This window comes from Burkholderia sp. LMG 13014 (assembly GCF_905232215.1).
Lineage (GTDB): Bacteria > Pseudomonadota > Gammaproteobacteria > Burkholderiales > Burkholderiaceae > Burkholderia.
Genome location: NZ_CAJNKE010001031.1, coordinates 1 through 1,167, shown reverse-complemented (window position 1 = coordinate 1,167; position 1,167 = coordinate 1). Strand labels below are relative to the sequence as shown.

Sequence of the window (1,167 nt, the reverse complement as noted above, 5' to 3'; positions counted from 1 at the left end):
CGGCGCCCATCGCCTCGTAGACCGACGACGTGTTCGCGCTGACGCTCGCCGTCACGATCAGGATCGCGCACGGTGCGCGCGCCATGATCCGGCGCGTCGCGGCGACGCCGTCGACCTTCGGCATCACGAGATCCATCAGCACGAGATCGGGCGGATGCGCGACGCAGAAATCCACCGCCTCGTCACCGTCGGTCGCGACCCACAGCACGCGGTGGTCCGTGCGCAGCGCGATCACGCGGCGCAGCGCCTCCACGGCCAGCGGCAGGTCGTTGACGATGCCGATGTTCATCCGCGTGCATCTCCGATCAGGTCGTGCACGGCATCGAGCAACGCCTCGTCGTGGAAGCTGCTCTTCGCGAGGTAGTAGTCGGCGCCCGCATCGAGCCCGCGCCGGCGATCCTCGTCGCGATCCTTGTACGACACGATCATCACCGGCACGCGCTTGAGCATCGGATCGCTCTTGATCAGCGTGACGAGCTCGATGCCGTCCATGCGCGGCATGTCGACGTCCGTGACGACCAGATCGAACGCATCGCTGCGCACCGCGTTCCAGCCTTCCATCCCGTCGACCGCGACCGTCACGTCGTAACCGCGCTTTTCCAGCAGCTTGCGTTCGAGCTCGCGCACCGTCAGCGAATCGTCGACAACGAGCACGCGGCGGCGCCGGTCGGCCAGCGCAAGTTGCGGGTCGCGCTTGAGCCGCGCGAGCTGCCCGCCGCGCACGAGCTTGTCGACCGAGCGGATCAGGTCCTCGACGTCGACGATCAGCACCGGGTCGCCGTTCTCGAGCAGCGCGCCGGCCGCGATGTTCTGGATCTTGTGCAGGCGGCTGTCGAGCGGCTGCACGACGAGCATCCGTTCGCCGAGGAAGCGGTCGACCGCGACACCATACAGCTCGGGCTCGCCGCCGACGACCACGACCGCCGTGCTCGTGCGCGCCGCGTCGGGTTCGCCCGCGTCGAGCAGCTGGTGCGCGGCGACCAGCCCCGCGCGCCGGCCGTCGAACGGAAAATGCGGCTGCCCTTCGAGCACGTCGATGTTCTCGTGCGCGAGTTCGAGCGTGCGCCGCACGTGCGCAAGCGGAAACGCATACGGCTCGCCGCCGACCTCGACGAGCAGGCTGCGGATCACCGACAGCGTGAGCGGCAACTGCAGCACGAAGCGCAT

At 68.7% G+C, this 1,167-nt stretch carries 2 protein-coding genes; both read right to left on the bottom strand.

Translation table 11 applies throughout. The features are described from left to right. A partial coding sequence (locus tag JYJ84_RS37155; protein WP_205190345.1) for a response regulator occupies positions 1 to 289 on the bottom strand: 289 nt, incomplete at its 3' end. Beyond that, positions 286 to 1,167: response regulator (locus tag JYJ84_RS37150; RefSeq protein WP_205190344.1), on the bottom strand; the 882-nt coding region annotated here is incomplete at its 5' end. The genes JYJ84_RS37150 and JYJ84_RS37155, both read right to left, overlap by 4 nt.